Annotated in this window: 18 protein-coding genes; 2 read left to right on the forward strand and 16 right to left on the reverse strand. The window is 57.1% G+C overall.

Annotated features, from left to right (window positions below):
* Positions 1-62: 62 nt before the first annotated feature.
* From QC823_RS09840 to QC823_RS09850, 3 genes are all read right to left on the reverse strand, one after another.
* The gene (locus QC823_RS09840) at positions 63-641 is read right to left on the reverse strand and encodes a TRAP transporter small permease (RefSeq protein WP_309656170.1); all 579 of its coding nucleotides are present in this window, start codon (positions 639-641) and stop codon (positions 63-65) included.
* A 222-nt stretch (positions 642-863) separates the two neighbouring features.
* Positions 864-1,901, reverse strand: a complete 1,038-nt coding sequence (locus QC823_RS09845; RefSeq protein ID WP_309656171.1) for a TRAP transporter substrate-binding protein — start codon at positions 1,899-1,901, stop codon at positions 864-866.
* Between the two features lie 157 nt (positions 1,902-2,058).
* On the reverse strand, positions 2,059-2,634 hold the full coding sequence (locus QC823_RS09850) for a TIGR02444 family protein (RefSeq protein ID WP_309656172.1): 576 nt from the start codon (positions 2,632-2,634) through the stop codon (positions 2,059-2,061).
* Between the two features lie 31 nt (positions 2,635-2,665).
* On the opposite strand from QC823_RS09850, the gene QC823_RS09855 reads away from it, so the two are divergent.
* Positions 2,666-4,624 (forward strand): ABC-F family ATP-binding cassette domain-containing protein, encoded by a 1,959-nt coding sequence (locus QC823_RS09855; RefSeq protein WP_309656173.1) that lies wholly within the window; start codon positions 2,666-2,668, stop codon positions 4,622-4,624.
* 7 nt (positions 4,625-4,631) lie between these two features.
* Here QC823_RS09855 and dtd read toward each other — a convergent pair whose 3' ends face one another.
* The 10 genes from dtd to QC823_RS09905 all read right to left on the reverse strand — a co-directional run bounded on the left by dtd (position 4,632) and on the right by QC823_RS09905 (position 13,429).
* A complete protein-coding gene (gene dtd, locus QC823_RS09860; protein ID WP_309656174.1) occupies positions 4,632-5,069 on the reverse strand; it encodes a D-aminoacyl-tRNA deacylase in 438 nt (145 codons plus the stop codon).
* A gap of 63 nt (positions 5,070-5,132) precedes the next feature.
* Positions 5,133-5,732: a chalcone isomerase family protein gene (locus QC823_RS09865; protein WP_309656175.1), complete on the reverse strand. Its 600-nt coding sequence runs from the start codon at positions 5,730-5,732 to the stop codon at positions 5,133-5,135.
* Positions 5,733-5,838: 106 nt separating this feature from the next.
* Positions 5,839-6,684, reverse strand: a complete 846-nt coding sequence (locus QC823_RS09870; RefSeq protein WP_309656176.1) for a universal stress protein — start codon at positions 6,682-6,684, stop codon at positions 5,839-5,841.
* Positions 6,685-6,925: 241 nt separating this feature from the next.
* Complete coding sequence (thiD, locus tag QC823_RS09875) at positions 6,926-7,756, reverse strand: bifunctional hydroxymethylpyrimidine kinase/phosphomethylpyrimidine kinase (protein ID WP_309656177.1); 831 nt, start codon at positions 7,754-7,756, stop codon at positions 6,926-6,928.
* A 139-nt stretch (positions 7,757-7,895) separates the two neighbouring features.
* The gene (locus tag QC823_RS09880) at positions 7,896-9,008 is read right to left on the reverse strand and encodes a TRAP transporter substrate-binding protein (RefSeq protein WP_309656178.1); all 1,113 of its coding nucleotides are present in this window, start codon (positions 9,006-9,008) and stop codon (positions 7,896-7,898) included.
* Positions 9,009-9,133: 125 nt separating this feature from the next.
* Positions 9,134-10,540: a TRAP transporter large permease gene (locus QC823_RS09885; protein WP_309656179.1), complete on the reverse strand. Its 1,407-nt coding sequence runs from the start codon at positions 10,538-10,540 to the stop codon at positions 9,134-9,136.
* Positions 10,540-11,100, reverse strand: coding sequence for a TRAP transporter small permease subunit (locus QC823_RS09890; RefSeq protein WP_309656180.1), 561 nt, complete (start codon positions 11,098-11,100; stop codon positions 10,540-10,542). The genes QC823_RS09885 and QC823_RS09890 overlap by 1 nt, the downstream gene beginning before the upstream one ends.
* A gap of 106 nt (positions 11,101-11,206) precedes the next feature.
* Entirely contained in the window at positions 11,207-12,016 is an 810-nt protein-coding gene (locus QC823_RS09895; RefSeq protein ID WP_309656181.1) for an endonuclease/exonuclease/phosphatase family protein, read from the reverse strand.
* A 34-nt stretch (positions 12,017-12,050) separates the two neighbouring features.
* Positions 12,051-12,683: a thiol:disulfide interchange protein DsbA/DsbL gene (locus QC823_RS09900; RefSeq protein WP_309656182.1), complete on the reverse strand. Its 633-nt coding sequence runs from the start codon at positions 12,681-12,683 to the stop codon at positions 12,051-12,053.
* Between the two features lie 119 nt (positions 12,684-12,802).
* Positions 12,803-13,429: a c-type cytochrome gene (locus tag QC823_RS09905; protein ID WP_309656183.1), complete on the reverse strand. Its 627-nt coding sequence runs from the start codon at positions 13,427-13,429 to the stop codon at positions 12,803-12,805.
* A gap of 290 nt (positions 13,430-13,719) precedes the next feature.
* Here QC823_RS09905 and yihA point away from each other — a divergent pair, with 290 nt between their 5' ends.
* Entirely contained in the window at positions 13,720-14,358 is a 639-nt protein-coding gene (gene yihA / locus QC823_RS09910; protein WP_309656184.1) for a ribosome biogenesis GTP-binding protein YihA/YsxC, read from the forward strand.
* 65 nt (positions 14,359-14,423) lie between these two features.
* Here the strand turns inward: yihA and QC823_RS09915 are convergent, their stop codons facing one another.
* The 3 genes from QC823_RS09915 to QC823_RS09925 are packed head-to-tail and all read right to left on the reverse strand — an operon-like array spanning position 14,424 to position 16,817.
* Positions 14,424-15,164 carry an HAD family hydrolase gene (locus tag QC823_RS09915; protein ID WP_309656210.1) on the reverse strand — a complete coding sequence of 247 codons (741 nt, stop codon included), beginning with the start codon at positions 15,162-15,164 and terminating at the stop codon, positions 14,424-14,426.
* A gap of 11 nt (positions 15,165-15,175) precedes the next feature.
* Entirely contained in the window at positions 15,176-16,114 is a 939-nt protein-coding gene (locus QC823_RS09920) for a tyrosine recombinase XerC (RefSeq protein ID WP_309656185.1), read from the reverse strand.
* A complete protein-coding gene (locus tag QC823_RS09925; protein ID WP_309656186.1) occupies positions 16,107-16,817 on the reverse strand; it encodes a DUF484 family protein in 711 nt (236 codons plus the stop codon). The genes QC823_RS09920 and QC823_RS09925 overlap by 8 nt, the downstream gene beginning before the upstream one ends.
* Between the last annotated feature and the right edge of the window lie 22 nt (positions 16,818-16,839).

The raw sequence follows: 16,839 nt of genomic DNA on the forward strand, positions 1-16,839 counted from the left end.
AGCCGTTCCCCTGAGGTGTCACACCCTGATGCAAAGCGCTATTTATTACAAAGCTCTGCTACTCAGACTTCGGTTTCCGTGTCTTTATAACCATCCAGCGTCGTGGTCGAAAGGTAGACATCCCGCGACGTGACATTTTTAACTGCGGTGAGCAAGTACTGAATGCCAGTGATGAATAACCCCAGCGGTGCCCAAACGTAGATGATCCAGATCGGCAACTGCAAGGCAGGCAGCACACGGCCACGGCTCTGCATATCGAGGATATAAATAATCGAGTAATAACAGAGAAAAAACATCACCGCGGCGGTAAACAGCGAAATAAATATCATCAATACTTTGCGCCCACCGGCTGGCAGCGCATCGTAAATCGCAGACATGCGAATATGACGCCCATGACGCGCCGCATAGCCAACCCCAGCAAACGTGATCATGATGATCAAAATACGGTTCAACTCACCCGAGAACATAATGCTGTTGCCAAAGACAAAGCGCGCAATCACGTTGGTGACCGTGTTCAGCGCCATCAGCAATACACCAAGCGCTAAAATCACCGCCTCAAGCTTACTGATGAACGTATCAATAATTCCGAGAAACCCCGGCAAACCGGAGCGGTAATTCTTTTCGGATTCGTCTTCAGACATCGCCAAACTCCTTTAATAACGCCCTGGTTTTCCTAGGCCGAAAGGCCAAATTTTTGCTATCCGCTTAAAATCCAACTTGCTCAGGACTAAAAAAGGGGCAGCCATGCTGCCCCTTAGCGGTTATCGCGAGCACTGTATCAATTCACCTGTCGTGACAAACAGGTTGTGATAAACAAATCGCAAAACAGTGCACCGCGAACACGGAGCCTACTCCGTTAACGATTACTCGCTATCGCTTTGAACTTCTTCAAGATCTTCTTTGAACTGGTTCAAGAGCTCTTCACCGCGCTCGCCAGCCATTTCGACATAAGCTTCTTCAACCTGCGGTGCACGCTCACGGAACGCTTGGATCTCTTCTTCGGTTAGACGGTTGACCGTCACTTCATCAGAGGCTTCCTGGATCTTCGCGAGTGATTCATCCGCCAGGCCTTGAATGTGCTCAATGGTGTGATCATAAGCAACATTAGACGCTTCACGTACTAGTGCTTGATCTTCATCAGACAAACCTTCGAAGAAGTTCTGGTTGGCCATCATCGCGGTCGTGAACCAGCCATGACCGGTAAAGGTCAGGTGCGGTGATACTTCATACAAACCACCGGATTCGATCCAGAAGATCGGGTTTTCTTGGCCATCCAGAATGCCGGTTTGCAGACCACCGTAAACCTCGCCCCACGGCAGCGGCGTTGGCGTCGCGCCGAAGGCGTCATAAGTTTCAGACAGCAGCGGGTTGGTCATCACGCGGATCTTCTTGTTGCTAAGATCTTCCGGCGAGCTGATCGGCTCGTCGGTGGTCACCACCATTTCCCCTTCCGGGTACATCTGGAGAAGTTCAAGGCCCTGCTCGGCGTAGAGTTCCGGGAACATCTCATTGATGGCTTTACTCTCATCGAAGAACGTTAGTACGGTTTCTTCGTCGGTCGGCAACAGATAAGGAATGAAGAAAATCTGCGCTTCGGGAATCAGCGCGCCGGTAAAGCCGGGCGACTGGTTAACAAACTGCAGGATGCCACTTTGCGTCTGCTCCATGATGTCGTCAGACTCGCCCAGCTCACCAAAGCGGTAGACCTGGACCGTATGATCAGAATTATCTTCAACGTACTCTTTGAATGCATAAGCGAAGACGTCTTGTACGTCGCCTTCATACTCTTCGTGGGCGTAACGCCAGTTATCCGCAGAAGCGGCTGTGGAAAGACCCAGCAGCAGCGCGCTTACGCTTGCCGTGGTGAGCAGTTTGGTAGTAACCGTCTTGCTTGCTTTCATGCGTTATTCCTCTTGCATTGGTAAGCGCTGAAAAAGCGCAGAACCTGCTTTGACCTAGCCTCCGCTGACACCAAACAACGTTTGCGACGTAATGTTGTGCCGCTAGGTGTCATCAGACGCGACGTAGTGGTCACTTAAGAAGCAGTTAAAATTCAGGCTAGCGCGCTCGCGTGAAGCGGTCAAGCTGGTTACCCATGACTCCCCAGGCACTTTTCACTGTTAGGGGCTCTTCACCGGCACCCTCACTAAGTAAGTGAAAATGCGGCGAAAAAAACTGCAACTGCAGCCATCGTGTCGCATTACATGGCCACTGAGCGATATTTTTTAAGCGCTCAGGCGAGCTGATTTCCGGTAAAAGCGCCCATTGTTGCCAGCGTTGAAGGTTTTCACGCTCAGCAAGCAATTCTGCTTCTTTTATCGTAGCGCGCAGCTGAGCAACGCCATTATTTGTCTGCGCTTGCCCTTTCAAGGCACCTCGTAGCTCGCGCAATACACCGGTGACCTCTTGCTGCCAGCGTAGTCGCGCCTGACGCTCATTCGCCAACGCGTCGGGCTTGGCTTCAAGCCCATGGCGATAAAGCCAAGCGTGAAACAGCAGTTCGCACACATCGACCTGTGCTTGCTCCTGCAGGCACAGGCACGCGGCTTCGACCTCGGGCCGAGTGTAAAAATCGAGCGCGAAATCCCACAACGGATTCTGCTTGAGGGCCACCAATCGGGTAGAATTACACATAATATTGCCCACCTGACTTTCGGGAGAACGCATGATCGCACTGCGCCAAGTCGCCCTGCAACGCGGCACACAAACCCTGCTGGAAAACGCCGACCTGACACTACACAACGGCGTCAAAGCTGGCATCATTGGTGCTAACGGCGCAGGCAAGTCGAGCCTATTCAAGCTACTGCTAGGCGAACTCAGCGTTGATCAGGGCGAAATTGAGATCAGCGGCGGCCAACGTATTGCGCACATGGCGCAAGAAATGGACGCGTTGGACCGGGCGATTATCGATTACGTGCTCGACGGCGACCACGCCCTACGCCAAGCCGAGGCTGACCTTGCCGCCGCTCAAGCCGCAGACAACGCCCACCGGGAAGCAGAGCTGCATGGCCTGATCGAAACACTCGACGGCTATAGCGCGCAGGCCCGCGCCGCGCAGCTGCTCGTCGGCCTAGGCTTTGTGCAAGCAGACCTCACCCGGCCGCTTTCGGCTTTTTCTGGCGGCTGGCGGATGCGCGTCAATCTTGCCCGCACGCTATTCATGCCATCTGATCTTTTGCTACTCGATGAGCCCACCAACCACCTGGATCTCGACGCGCTGCTGTGGTTGGAGCAGTGGCTCACGCGCTACCCCGGCACCTTGTTATTGATCTCCCACGACCGCGACTTTCTCGATGCCGTGTGCGATCACATCGTGCACATGCACCACAAGTCGGTCGAACTCTACCGTGGCAACTACTCGCTTTTTGAGCGAACGCGCGCCGAAAAGCTCGCCCTGCAACAGGCTGAGGCCGCCAAACAGCAGGCGAGACGCGAGGAGATTGAGCGCTTTATCGCACGCTTTCGCGCTCAGGCAAATAAAGCCAAGCAGGCACAAAGCCGCGTCAAAATGTTGGAACGCATGGAAGATATCGCCGTTGCCCACGTCGATTCACCGTTCCACTTTAGCCTCCCTGCCGCGGATAAAACCTCGCACCCACTCTTGGTATTGGATCAAGCGCAGCTAGGCTACCGCAGCGACGCGGGCGATACCGTGCAGCTCGACCACGTTAACGTCACGCTACTCCCCGGGCAGCGCATCGGCCTGCTTGGCCCCAACGGCGCGGGTAAATCCACGCTGATCAAATCGCTTATCGGTGAGCTGCCGCTGCTTTCCGGCAAGCGCGTGCCCGGCGAGCACTTAGCGATTGGCTACTTTGCCCAACATCAGCTTGAAGGGTTGGATGTCACCACCACGCCCTTTGTCCACGTGCAGCGGCTCTCTCCCACCGTCAGCGACCAAGAGATTCGTAACTTTCTGGGCGGTTTTGGTTTTAAAGGCGACGATGCATTCAGTGACGTGGCGACGTTTTCAGGCGGGGAAAAGGCGCGGCTGGCGCTGTCTCTTGTCGCTTGGCAAAAGCCGAATCTCTTGCTGCTCGATGAGCCCACCAACCATTTGGACCTGGAGATGCGCGAAGCGCTGACCGAGGCGCTCGCCAGCTTTGAGGGCACGGTGATTTTGGTCTCGCACGATCGTCACCTTTTGCGCGCCACGGTGGATGAATTTTGGCGCGTGGCGGACCACCGGGTCACCCCCTTCGACGGTGACCTAGACGACTACCGCGCTTGGCTGAAAGAGCGCTTGGAAGCCGAGCGGCGTGACACCCGCAGTGAAAAGAGCGAGCGTCAGGGCGCGCAGCAAAATGACGACAGCCGCGAAGCACGCAAGGCCACCCGCAAAGCCGCCGCCGAGATGCGCGAAAAGCTGCGCCCGCTGAAAAAACAGCGCAATCAAGCCGAAAACGCCATGGAGCGTGAGCAAGCGGCCCTGACCAACGTAGAGGAAGTGCTCGCCGACCCAGAGCTTTACACCGACGAGGCGCGTAAAACCGAGCTAACCAAGACCCTCGCGCGCCAAGCCGAGATCAAAGCCCGCCTCGACGACGCCGAAGCGCAGTGGCTCGCCGCCGAAGAAGAATTGGAAACGATGGAAGCCGAGCTACTGGCCAGCGAAAACGGTTAAGGGGTGCTCAGGTTTCCAACAAAAACGTGACCGGGCCGTCGTTGATGAGAGATACCTGCATATTGGCGCCAAATTCGCCGGTGGCGACGGGGATATCGTGTTGGCGAGCCTGCGCTACAAGGTAGTTGAATAAGCGCTCGCCCTCCTCGGGTGGCGCGGCGCTGGAAAAACTTGGCCGCAGCCCTTTACTCGTATCCGCCGCTAGGGTGAACTGCGAGACCAGCAATACACCGCCCCTGGCCTGCTGCACATTGAGGTTCATCTTGCCGTCTGCGTCGCTGAAAACGCGGTAATGCACCAGTTTGTGCAGCAGTTTGTCAGCGCTCACTTCGCTATCGTCTTTTTCGACGCCCACTAGCGCGAGCAAGCCATGATCAATCGCGCCGACCGTTTTCGTCTCCACCTCCACACTCGCACGGCTGACCCGTTGAATCAGTGCCTTCATTCTCACTCCTTGCCCGCTTATTCTTGTCCCGCTTATTCTTTGTCGACTTAACTCATGGCCGACTTACTCTTTGCCTAATAATGCATCGCGAAAATCTTCACTCAGCGGTTTTTTCCCTAGCCAGATACCAAACATGGCACTAGCGGTTTCGCTATCACCGCCTTCATATATCACCTCGCCGTTGAGCGCTAAGCGCAGCGTATCACCGTCCCAGCTAAGCCGGTAGCGGTCGCCCGGCGCCACGTCTTGATAACGTTGGTTGATCGTCTCTATCTCTTGCTCAACCTGATTAAACTCGTAAAGAGTGAGCGATTTTTCCAGCGTCTTGGTGGTGGCCTCAGCAAAGTCACCGGCTTCAATATTATGAAAGTACGCCAACTCCAAAAGGCGGGGCACATCGCCGAGCGGCTGCGGCTCGATTTCACCCTCTGCTTGATAGTACGCCCCGGCGTAGGCGGTCCAGATCATGTAGGTAAACACGCCGCTGCCGAGCAACTCAAAGCGCTGATCGTATGCTTCCAGGTTACGTGGGAAAGTTTCCCCTTTTTCGCTGATACTCTTCTCAGTAGAGGCCTCAGTGTAGGCAAACGGTGTTACCAGCATTGACATTACCAGCGGCAAGGCGCGTAAGGGATAGAAAACGCGTAAAGGATAGATCGACATACAACCTCCTCATCAGATGGTACCCACATCTACACTTACCACCACGACGCGTAGAGGTTCCGTCTAAAACTAAGCTTACGACGCTTATTTACCGCGTGTGACGCATTTACCACGTACGGCAGAGCATGATGTCGCAATGGGGTTCACTTAACAGCATCTCGGTGAGTTGACTTGCATAATGAGACTGACTGCGACCACCGATCATGATCAAATCTGGCGTATGCCGCTTCATATAGTCTTTCACCACGTCGCAAGGTGAGCCCGGCTCTAACAGCAGCTCCACCGCGGGCACGCCATCAATCTCACGCATTAACGTCTCAATTTCGTCTTCAAGCTGAGCGCGCAGTCCGGCCACTTCACGTTCGCGCCACTGAGCATAACCACGCTGTGAGCCCAACTCTCGCTCACCCGGTAGCATCCAGGCGTGCAGCAACGTGAGCTTGGCCTCTGGGAAACGCCTCAGCGCCTCTTTTAGCGTATGCCGCGTGGTCAGCGAGAAATCGATGGGGAGCACAATATGCTCCCACGGTTGGGTAGGGAGGTAAGACGCCACCACGACCGGACATGGCGCGCTGCGCAATACGCGCATTACGGTCGTCCCTGCGAGCAGGTCTTTCTGCCCGCGCTTTCGGTGCATCCCCAACACAATCAGCTCTGCGCTACGCTCGTGGGCTTCGCGTACGATCTCGGTATAAGGCGCCCCGGTAACCGTCTGAATCAGCGTTTGTGGGGCTTCTAAGGCATAATCTTCGCGCAGATCGGTCAACGTGGCAGTGATATCTTCCACCACTGCGGCTTCTAAATCGTGCAATATCCGGCGGGGTAAATACGGGTCGATGACGTGAAGAATATCGAGCCGCGCGCCTTGGGCATAGGCTAAGCGCATCGCCCGGGCAAACGCCGCGCGGTTATCCGCAGAAAGGTCGGTGGCAAATAGCAGTGTGCGCGTCATGGCGAGGCCTCCTCAGCGTCCAAAGGTAGTGCGCGATGTGCTCCACCGTTTAGCATGGTGCGCTTATAGCCCGCGCGCAAGCGCCCCGTAACGACAGGGCTATTGCCGTTAACGCCGGATCGCCCCGAGCCTGTCGAAGGGCCTCCTGCTAATTGTATTCTTCGACAAGCTCAGGATGAGCGGTTTATTTCCTGTTAGCCATCCACGGCGATAGCCCTGCCCGTGGCAACGCCGAAAAGCCTCACCACCAAGCGTGAAAGTGATGCACCGGCCCACGCCCCTGGCCTACGTTTAGCTGCCCACTGGCTTCCAAGGCGGCATGTAGCCACTGTTTGGCTTGACGTATTGCCGCCACACTCGCCTCCGGCGTGGCATCACTTGGCAGTTTGGCCAAGCAAGCCGCAATCGCGGACGAGAGCGAGCAGCCGGTACCGTGGAGGTTCTCGGTGTTGATGCGCGAGGCCGGCAACCACTCGTGACCTTGCGGCGTTGCCAGCAGATCCGGACAGGTTTCTCCTTGCAAGTGCCCCCCTTTGAGCACCACATGGGGCGCGCCAAGCTGCGTCAGCGCCGGCAGCATCGCTTCCATGTCATCCAGCGTCGCGGGTGGCATGGCATCTAATAGCACGGCGGCTTCCGGCAGGTTGGGGGTAATCACATCCGCCAGCGGCACCAGGATATCGCGCACCGCGTGAATCCCGGCGTCATCGACCAAAATATCACCGCTTTTGGCCACCATAACCGGGTCGAGCACAATCCAGCGTGGCCGGCGCGCCGTCAGCGCAGCGGCAATGACGTCTGCCACCTCGCGGCTCGCTACCATGCCAATTTTCACCGCATCAAGGGCCACATCCGCGAGCAGCGTTTCTAACTGTTGCGCGATAAACTCGGCGGGTACCGGATGCACGCCGCGTACACCGCACGTGTTTTGCGCCGTCAACGCGGTAATAACGCTAGTGCCATACACCCCCAACGCGGAAAACGTTTTGAGATCCGCCTGAATGCCCGCCCCACCAGATGGGTCAGAGCCTGCAATCGTGAGCACGTTACGCACGCGGGTATCGGTAGACATAAAGTCTCTTTCCCATAGTGTTGAAGCTCTCAAGGATACCCAAGACGCACTTTTTTTGCTGCTCTTAACACGTAAATGGCCGCCCAAAGGCGGCCATTTCATCTCGCTCAAGGCGATATTGCTTGGGGGAAAGGAGGTATTACTTGGTGGTATCCCCATCAGGGTTGCGGGCGTTGTAGAACGCTTGCTCGGAGATCGCGTGGTAGTTTTCCACTTTTTCCTGGAACTCACGGTAAGAGTCGTAGATGCGAGTCGCAATTTCGCTCGATTCCGCTAGCTCAGCGACCACATCGTCCGAGTGCTCGCGCGCCTGCGCTAACACGTCATCAGGGATACGACGCAGCTCGACATCGTGTTCATTAACAAGCGTTTCCAAAGCGTCGTTGTTACGCGCCGTATACTCGTCTAGCACGTTAGCGTTGACGTCGCGCACCGCCGTTTTCAGGATCGCTTGAAGATCCGCGGGCAATTCTGCCATCGCGTCTTCGTTGACGATGGCTTCGAACATCACGGTCGGCTCGTGCCAGCCGGGATAGTAGTAGTAATCCGCTGCCTGGTGCAGGCCAAAGGCCAAATCATTATACGGGCCGATCCACTCGGTGGCGTCAATCGCGCCGGACTGCAGCGAAGTGAAGATTTCCCCACCCGGCATATTAACAATCGCAACGCCCATGCGGCTCATGACTTCACCGCCTAGGCCCGGCATGCGCATTTTGAGGCCGTTAAGATCGTCAACCGAGTTGATCTCTTTATTGTACCAGCCGCCCATTTGCACGCCTGAAGCACCTGCCACTAATACATCCACGCCGAAGTCGTCGTAGAGCTCGTTCCACAGCTCCATACCGCCACCGAAGTGCAGCCACGCGTTCATTTCTTGCGCGTTCATGCCAAACGGCACGGCGGCGAAGAACTGTGCTGCGGGCGCCTTGCCTTTCCAGTAGTAAGAGGCGGAGTGGCCCATTTCAGCGGTTCCCTCGGAAACCGCATCAAACACCTCGAAACCCGGCACTAATTGGCCAGCCCCAAAGACTTCAATGGTTAAACGGCCATCGGACATCTCGTCGACCAGCTCGGCAAGACGCTCAGGCCCCTGGCCCACGCCGGGGAAGTTTTTCGGCCAAGAGGTGACCATCTTCCAGCGATAAGTCTCGTCTTGGGCTTGCGCCTGGTTATCCAGGCTTGAAACGGCGAACAGGCCTGCCGACATGGCGGTGGCCATGGCGATGGAAGCAGATAACGTTTTAATTTTCATATAACCCCTTATTGTTGCTGTTTTTACTTGGGAAGGCGCTCGCGCGTTAGCGTGACATTCTTCCTATCACGTTTCACATTGCCACGCGCAAGCGTTGATAGCAGCCCCTACTTTCAACTAATGGGCTAGCCAAACTGGGCAGGTAGCCACGTCGCCAGCTCAGGAAAAAAGGCCAGCATCAATAACATACCCAGCTGAATCAAGATAAACGGAATGACACCGCGATAAATTGCCGAGGTGGGCACTGATTCGGGCGCCACACCGCGTAAATAAAATAACGCAAAGCCAAACGGCGGGGTCAAAAAGGATGTCTGCAAGTTAATGGCGATCATGATGCCCAGCCAGATCGGATCGAGCCCCATTGCCAGCAAAATCGGCCCGACAATCGGCACAACGACAAAGGTGATTTCGATAAAGTCGAGGATGAAGCCGAGCAGGAAAATTACCAGCATCACGATCAATGTCGCCCCGACGACGCCACCCGGCATGCCTTTGAACAGATCGGTAACCATGTGCTCGCCGCCATACGCACGGAAGACCAACGAGAACAACGCCGCCCCGATCAAGATCAAAAACACCATAGTGGTCACGTTGGTGGTCGAACGCAGCACCTCTTTGAGCGTGGACCAACTCAGCTGGCGGTAGGCCAGCGCCAGCACCAGCGCGCCAAATGCCCCCACTGCGGAGGCTTCCGTAGGTGTGGCAAAGCCCGTGAGAATCGAGCCTAACACGGCCACGATCAGCACCACCGGCGGCACCAAGCCCTTAAGCAGCAGCATACCTAGGCCCTTCGTGTGACCGAGCTCTTCCATTAGCTCTTGGCGGTCAGCCGCTGGCGCGGCTTTTGGGCGCAGCCACGCAATCACAACGACGTAAACCATGTACATCGCGACCAACAGCAGCCCCGGTACCAGCGCCCCCATAAAGAGATCACCAACCGACACCGTTTTAGGGCTAAAAATCCCCATGTCCAGCTGCGCTTGCTGATACGCCGATGACAGCACATCCCCCAGTAGTACCAACGCAATGGACGGCGGAATAATCTGCCCGAGCGTGCCGGTCGCGCATATCGTGCCGGTCGCAAGCGACGTGGAATAACCGCGTTTCAGCATGGTGGGCAGCGACATCAGCCCCATGGTGACCACCGTGGCGCCAACAATCCCGGTCGAGGCGGCCATCAGCATGCCTACTAGCGTGACCGAGAGCCCCAGGCCGCCGCGAAGCGAACCAAACAGCAGCGCCATGGCATCGAGCAGCGATTCCGCCACTTTGGATTTTTCCAACAGCACGCCCATGAGCACAAAAAGTGGCACCGCTAACAGCGTGGTATTGGTCATGATGCCGTACAGGCGGTTAGGCAGTGCGGCTAAATAACCGCTATCAAAATTGGCATCGACACCGAGCGCTTCTAGGCCGAGGCCGAAGCCTGCAAAGAGTAGCGCGGTACCCGACAGCGAGAGCGCCACCGGGAAGCCAAACATCAGCACAATGCAGATAACGGCAAACAGAACGAGAGGCATGAACTCCAGCATCAGACGCGCTCCTCCAGGTGGCTTTCATCCTCTGATGGCGGCGTGATTCGCCCGGTCAGAATATACATATTGCGCACCACCTCGACGGCACCTTGAAGGAGCATGAGAACGGCAAACAAAGGGATCATGGTTTTGAGCACGAACACGGCAGGGATACCGCCGTAATCGGGCGAGGTTTCAAAAATCCGCCACGATTTGCTGACATAACCCGTGCTCGTCGCAATGATGAACACCATCACCGGCATTAAAAGCACTAAAATGCCGACCAAGTTGATCAGCGCTTGGCGCCGGGGCGACGTTTTGCGATAAAAAATATCGACCCGTACGTGGCCATCGTGGCGAAACGTATACCCCGCGGCGAGCATGAAGACCGCCGCGTGCATGTACATCACCAGTTCTTGCATGAAGATGCTGTTGATAGAAAAAACGTAGCGCAGAAGCACGATCAAAAACTGAATCAGCATCATGATGATGATCAGCCAAGATAGCGTGCGCCCTAACCAATCGGAGAAGCGATCCAGCGCTCCGATTAAAGGCGGTAGTTGTGATTGTTGCGACATGGGGAGTGTCTCGTATCGAACGACTGAAAAAAGAACGTAAGCGCCCAAGACAATAGCGCATCTTCCCTCACAATGCAGCGCTGACCACTCACGCGAATTGAACGCTTTATCGTTGGGCGTCGCGTAACGCAGTCAGGCAAGCGGCTGGCAGCGGAAGATCCACGGCGATAGGCAGGTGATCTGAGAATAGATGATCCAACACGCGCACCTCGGAAGCCTCCAAGCTTTGCGAGAGCAGGATGTGATCCAGCGCGCGGCGTGGCTGCCAGGAGGGGTAGCTGAGAAGCGGCTTGACCGGATGTAGCGGCAGCGAGTCACTGAACCGCTTGTGAGCGTGAATCTGCTCCGGCGTGCAGTTCAGGTCGCCCATCACGACGACATGGCGAAGCGGACGAATAATCTCGCTTAAATAGTCTAACTGGCGCGCGCGGCCGCGGTGACTCAACGCCAAATGGGCCACGAAAACGTGTAGGGCATCCGGGCCATTGCCAAAGCGCGCATGAATTGCCCCACGCCCCGGCAAGGTGCCGGGCAAACGGTGTTCTTCAACCTGTGTGGGCGCCAATCGCGAAAGCAAGCCGTTACTGTGCTGAGCAATACGGCCTAAGTTGCGATTAAGCTGCTGAAAATGATGAGAAAGCCCAGCGCGAGTGGCAAGGTATTCGACCTGATTAACGCGGCTTGAGCGAAAACTGCCGCCATCGACCTCTTGCAGGCCGACGACATCGAAACGCCCCATCACCTTGCCCATGATATCCAGGCGTTGGTTACGCTCAGGATGCGGGAGAAGGTGCTGCCAACTGCGGGTAACGTAATGATGGTAGGCGGAAGTCTGGATGCCCACCTGTAGATTGAAGGTAAGCAAACGCAGGTGACCATCCGCCAACAGCGGTGACCGGGCATCCAGGTGACTCATGGGCTTACTTCCTAGCAGCGTGCAATCAGCGCGATTACTCTGCGCGCTCCTCGCGGACTCGCTCAACCAGCGCGTCGGCAATTTGCGGCATATTAGCCAAGCTACCGGCACTGCTCGGGGTGACGAGATAGCGACCATCGACCATCAGTACCGGCACGCCCATCAGCTGCATATCGCGCATGCGGCTATTGGCACGGCTAACGTCGCTGCGCACACTAAAGGAGGTCAATGCTTCACGGGCTTCCTCTTCACTTACGCCGTAGTTGGCAAAGAATTCTGCCAAGGCATCGGTATCGGTGAGTGAGCGATCTTTCTCGTGAATCGCGTGGAAGAAATCAGCATGAAGCTCTTCTTGAATACCCAGCGATTTTGCCGCGTAGAACGCCGTGGCGTGCGTATTCCAATCGCCGCCCATGGTGGCGGGCAGATGCACAACCTGCACATCATCTTCCAGGGTTTCGTACCACTCGGTCACCTCAGGCTGCAGGCGATAGCAGTGAGGGCAACCGAACCAAAACGCTTCGGTGATTTCGATTTGATCGTCATCCACCTGCGTCTCTACCGGTGTTGCCAAGCGCTCATAGTGCTGGCCTTCTACCAGTTCTTGGGCGCTGGCCACGGCAGAGAGCGTAAGCCCTGCAACCGCCATCGTTAATGCTTTCCACATAGTGAGCGCTCTCCACGTCAAGCAGGCCCATAAGCAATGGGCAACGAATAAATAGCAAACCATAAGACCGCTCTCGCGGCCTCATGGTTCATGGATACGACACAAAAGCGCAAGGCTGCTTAATGCAGACCCAGTACGTAGTTGGCCACCGCTTCCATGTCGTCATCGCTCATTTTGGAAGCAATATCACGCATGATGGCGTTGGGGTCGTTGTGACGCACACCGGCGGCAAAATCTTGCAGTGTCGAAATCGTGTACTCCGGATGCTGGCCAGAAAGTGCCGGATATACCGCCGTGCCAATACCCTGACCGGTCGGCGTGTGGCAAGCAGCACACGCCGGGATGCCTTTGTTCATGTCACCAGCGCGATAGAGGGTTTCCCCGCGGGTGAGCAGCGCTTCGTCGTCTTTCGCTTGGCCGATGTTAGGGTCCATTTCGGCAAAGTATGCCGCGACGTCCCAGGCGTCTTGGTCGGAGAAACCGTCAACCTGCCCCGCCATTTGCGCGACTTCGCGGTCGCCATCGCGGATATCCATGATCTGCTTGGCGAGGTAAGACATCTGCTGACCGGCTTGATTGGGAAACGCGCCAATCGCGCTAATGCCATTTTGCCCGTGGCAGGCCGCACACGAGGCAGCCAGCTCTTGGCCAGCATTCGGGTCTGCATTGGCTTGCAGGTCTTCTTGGGCGTGAACGGTGCCAACGGCACCCATGGTAATTGCCAGGCTTGCCAGTAACTTTCTCATTGCTATTCCACTATGCCGTTAGTTGGTGACTGGTGTGCACCCTGGGCGCTGCCCAGGTTCAGCAAACTACCAGGGACAGCTCTGAGCGCCGCAAACAACCCACACAAAGCGCGAATTGTCGCTGACGGATAGAGCGCGATGGTACACTAGCGCCCCAGGTCACAGATATAAACCACTTGTATTATAACGAATCACCTCACCGGCGGGAATGCAATACCACGCCTGCTTTATGGGTAATTCCAGCGCGCTTTCGCGCCTACTTCTGCTCTATTTTGCCAGGATGTACACCGATGACCGCAACACCTGCCACCGCCCCGGCACTTAACTACTCGACCGCACATTTTATGCTTAGTGCCCCTTCACTCGCCCAATGTCCTAATGACAACGGTGCTGAAGTTGCCTTTGCCGGGCGCTCAAACGCGGGAAAGTCCAGCGCTATCAATGCGCTAACACGGCAAAACGCGTTGGCACGCACCTCGCGCACGCCAGGACGCACACAGCTAATCAATTTTTTCAGCGTAATGAATGCTACCTCACAACGCCTCGTGGATCTGCCTGGCTACGGCTATGCCAAAGTACCCGAGTCGGTAAAGCGCGAGTGGCAAGAGCATCTTTCTGACTACTTGCGCGGCCGCCAAAGCCTTCGCGGTCTCGTACTACTAATGGATGTGCGCCACCCGCTCACCGAGTTTGACCAGATGATGCTGGGCTTTGCCGATGAGCGCGACCTGCCGGTACAGATTCTGCTGACAAAGGCGGACAAACTGAAAAAAGGCCCTGCTAATAACTCGTTGCAAAAAGTGCGCTCGCAACTAAGCGACTGGGAAGATTTAGTCTCCGTTCAGCTTTTTTCGGCGCTGAAAAAAGACGGCCTTGAGCCACTCTCAAAGCGCTTAGATCAGTGGCTAATGCACCCCACCGAAGCCTAATCACGCGCCGACGACACGCCTTTCCCGCCATTATCTCTCCGACGGATTCCTCTCCGACGTCTTCTTTAAAGGCGTCGCCCACCATGCCAGGCCAGCACCTCGGGCAGCTCTTTGACGTGAGCGATCCGCGTTACCCGCTCGGGCAACGCCTGATCGCCCGTTTCGTTAATCCATACCGCGTGCATGCCTAGCCGCTGCGCGGGCAAAACGTCCTCTTCCCAGGAATCACCCACGTGCATCGCCCGTTCGGGCACCGCGTCAAGCTTTGCCAGCGCGGTAAGAAAGGGCGTGGGATCGGGCTTGGGGGCTAGCAACTCGCCCGCCGCAATGGCCACGGGGAAGTGGTGCGCTAGCGGCTGACGCGCTAAGTGGATATTGCCATTGGTAATCGCCGCCAAACGGTAGTGCTTGCGCAACTCATGCAAAAGCGCATCGACTTCCGGATGCGGCGTCACCTGAACGCGCAGGCGGTGAAACTCGTTCATTGCCGCGGCTGACCACATCAGCGCGGTACTTTTCGCTACCCCATGGGCTTGTAGCTGATCCTCCAAGGCGCGTAGGCGCAGCCAGGTAAAATCGCCGCGCCGCTTGGGCACCTCACTGGCCAGGCGCTGGCGGCGCGTCGCGTAATCCTGCAAACCCTCTTCATAGCTAAGCGCCAGAGGCGGCTCACCGCGCTCAGCCAGCCAGACATTAAACGCGGTGAGTAGCCAACGGTAATGGCCTTCTTCAGTACGGGCCATCACGCCCTGGTTGTCCCACAGGGTATCGTCGAGATCAAAGGTAATCGCTTGCAGCGTGGCAATTTGGCGCATGGCTATGACTCGGGTGGTAAATCAGAAGGCGTTGTCGACGCCCGGCGCCGCGCGCGCGGATGCGCCGCATCGTAGCTCTTGGCTAAGTGCTGCCAATCCAGCCGCGTATACACCTGGGTCGTCGAAAGGTTAGCGTGACCCAAAAGCTCTTGCACCGCGCGCAAATCCTGGCTGGATTCCAACAGATGGCTGGCAAACGAGTGGCGCAACCGATGCGGATGCAGATGCTCCGGCAATCCGCGCGCAATGGCAAGCGTAGCCAAGCGTTTTTGTATCGCGCGATGCCCCAAACGGCTGCCGCGCTGCCCCACAAAGAGCGCCGTTTCGTTCGTTGGGGCGAGTTGCGCCCGCGCCGCCAGCCAAGCATTCAGTGCCTCACGGGCGCGCCGCCCTACCGGCACTTGGCGCGGTTTAGCGCCCTTGCCGATGACTCGCACGCGCTGCGGCGCTAGGTCGGTCACATCCAGCGCGGCAAGTTCCGCTAAGCGCAACCCGCTGGAGTATAAAAGCTCCAGCATCGCCTGATCCCGTAGCGCCAGCGGTGTGCCATCGTGGAGCTTATCAAGGAAATGGGCCAGCGTATCCACATCCAACGGGCGCGGCAGGTGGTTGGGCTGTTTTGGCGTGCGCAACAGCGTAACCGGGTTATCCGCCAGTACGCCACGCGAAACGCAATCATCGGCAAAGCGCGATAGCGCCGCCCGCCGCCGCGCTAGGCTGCGCGGTGCCAACCCGCGGCTTCGCTCGCTGGCGAGAAACCCGCGCAGAAAGGTGGTATTCAATTCGCTGGTGGCGACGAGACCACGTGCCTCGGCAAACGTGCAAAGCGCCGCCAAATCGCGACGATACGCCGCCACGGTGGCAGGGCTTGCGTGCTGGCTCAGCGCCGCAAGGAACGCCTCGATCTGAGTCGCCAAATCCGCCGCCGATGCGTTACCCATGGGGTGATAGGCGAATCAACAAACGGGCCGTGATATCCCCCAGATACTCGGTAAATAGCGTATCCATACTCGCGCGATATTGCTCTGGGTCGGGGCTGGCCAACAGCAAATAGCCGAGCGGCTCGCCCGCCGAGAGGCGCGTCACCGCGCAGGAACCGGCTTTCTTAGGTGGTGTTACATGGGGCAGCAGGCACTTCCAGTCACTCAAACCCAGCTTGGCGCAACGGCTGGTGCGGCCATCCAAAAGCGCCGCCAGCCTAGCGCTTGCGTGCTGGTTGAGCACATGACGCGGCGGCTGCGGCAGGGCAGGCTCAGTGTCGCTTAGTTCGGGTGGGCACCAAAGCGCCAAGGCCGGCGTGTCGAAACGCTCGCTCATCTGCGTGGCCAGCGCCTGCGCCAAGGCATCGCGATCTTCGGCTTCAACCAGCGCCAAGAGCGTTTCACGCAGACGGCGATACTGCGCCTCGTTATGTCGCGCGGCGTCGAGCAGTTGCTCTAGGCGCTCTTCCGCCGTTTCTGCACGGGTGCGTAGGTCAATCACTAACCGCTCCAGCAACGAGACGGCGCCGTCGATGTTCGGGTGCGGCACCTGAAGCTGCTGGAGTAACCCCTCACGGCCGACGAAAAAATCGGGATGGCGGGCCAACCAGAACGCTACTTGATCGGGGTCGAGCGTCTTGCGCGGTTCAGGGGCTTGAGACATCGCCGTTCTCCCTAGAGGGTTT

The sequence above is a fragment of the Vreelandella vilamensis genome, from assembly GCF_031451755.1.
Taxonomy (GTDB): domain Bacteria; phylum Pseudomonadota; class Gammaproteobacteria; order Pseudomonadales; family Halomonadaceae; genus Vreelandella; species Vreelandella vilamensis.

Bases quoted from the DNA above. Each gene is read 5' to 3' on its own strand.
- QC823_RS09845 (WP_309656171.1), bottom strand. From the start codon at position 1,901: ATGAAAGCAAGCAAGACGGTTACTACCAAACTGCTCACCACGGCAAGC.
- QC823_RS09880 (WP_309656178.1), bottom strand. From the start codon at position 9,008: ATGAAAATTAAAACGTTATCTGCTTCCATCGCCATGGCCACCGCCATG.
- QC823_RS09920 (WP_309656185.1), bottom strand. From the start codon at position 16,114: ATGGGTAACGCATCGGCGGCGGATTTGGCGACTCAGATCGAGGCGTTC.
- QC823_RS09900 (WP_309656182.1), bottom strand. From the start codon at position 12,683: ATGTGGAAAGCATTAACGATGGCGGTTGCAGGGCTTACGCTCTCTGCC.
- thiD (WP_309656177.1), bottom strand. From the start codon at position 7,756: ATGTCTACCGATACCCGCGTGCGTAACGTGCTCACGATTGCAGGCTCT.
- QC823_RS09890 (WP_309656180.1), bottom strand. From the start codon at position 11,100: ATGTCGCAACAATCACAACTACCGCCTTTAATCGGAGCGCTGGATCGC.
- QC823_RS09865 (WP_309656175.1), bottom strand. From the start codon at position 5,732: ATGTCGATCTATCCTTTACGCGTTTTCTATCCCTTACGCGCCTTGCCG.
- QC823_RS09885 (WP_309656179.1), bottom strand. From the start codon at position 10,540: ATGCTGGAGTTCATGCCTCTCGTTCTGTTTGCCGTTATCTGCATTGTG.
- QC823_RS09895 (WP_309656181.1), bottom strand. From the start codon at position 12,016: ATGAGTCACCTGGATGCCCGGTCACCGCTGTTGGCGGATGGTCACCTG.
- QC823_RS09870 (WP_309656176.1), bottom strand. From the start codon at position 6,684: ATGACGCGCACACTGCTATTTGCCACCGACCTTTCTGCGGATAACCGC.
- QC823_RS09850 (WP_309656172.1), bottom strand. From the start codon at position 2,634: ATGTGTAATTCTACCCGATTGGTGGCCCTCAAGCAGAATCCGTTGTGG.
- QC823_RS09925 (WP_309656186.1), bottom strand. From the start codon at position 16,817: ATGTCTCAAGCCCCTGAACCGCGCAAGACGCTCGACCCCGATCAAGTA.
- dtd (WP_309656174.1), bottom strand. From the start codon at position 5,069: ATGAAGGCACTGATTCAACGGGTCAGCCGTGCGAGTGTGGAGGTGGAG.
- QC823_RS09905 (WP_309656183.1), bottom strand. From the start codon at position 13,429: ATGAGAAAGTTACTGGCAAGCCTGGCAATTACCATGGGTGCCGTTGGC.
- yihA (WP_309656184.1), top strand. From the start codon at position 13,720: ATGACCGCAACACCTGCCACCGCCCCGGCACTTAACTACTCGACCGCA.
- QC823_RS09840 (WP_309656170.1), bottom strand. From the start codon at position 641: ATGTCTGAAGACGAATCCGAAAAGAATTACCGCTCCGGTTTGCCGGGG.
- QC823_RS09855 (WP_309656173.1), top strand. From the start codon at position 2,666: ATGATCGCACTGCGCCAAGTCGCCCTGCAACGCGGCACACAAACCCTG.